The organism is Mucilaginibacter psychrotolerans (assembly GCF_004519315.1).
GTDB lineage: Bacteria > Bacteroidota > Bacteroidia > Sphingobacteriales > Sphingobacteriaceae > Mucilaginibacter > Mucilaginibacter psychrotolerans.
On sequence record NZ_SOZE01000108.1, the window covers coordinates 1 to 303 of the forward strand.

A 303-nucleotide genomic window follows, 5' to 3' on the forward strand; every position below is an offset into this window, starting at 1 on the left:
GATGAACTGGCAGGTATTTATTACCAGTCGATGAGTACGGGCATGGGTGCGCCATCTATCGATGCCCGTATCGTTATCGGCTCGATGGTCCTCAAACATAAGCTAAAGCTTGATGACCGGGAAGTGGTAGAGACCATCAGGGAAAACATCTACCTGCAATACTTCCTGGGATTAAGTGCTTATACCGCAGAACCGTTGTTTGACCGAAGCCTGTTTGCCGCTTTTCGTTATCGTTTAGGTCAGGACAAATTTGACCTGATGAGCCAGCGGATCATTGCTGCTGCCCTGGGTATTCCAGGGACT

1 protein-coding gene is annotated in these 303 nt (G+C 49.2%); it reads left to right on the forward strand.

What is annotated here, in order from left to right; translation table 11 throughout:
• The coding region (locus E2R66_RS28220; RefSeq protein WP_134738033.1) for a transposase at positions 1 to 303 on the forward strand (303 nt) is incomplete at both ends.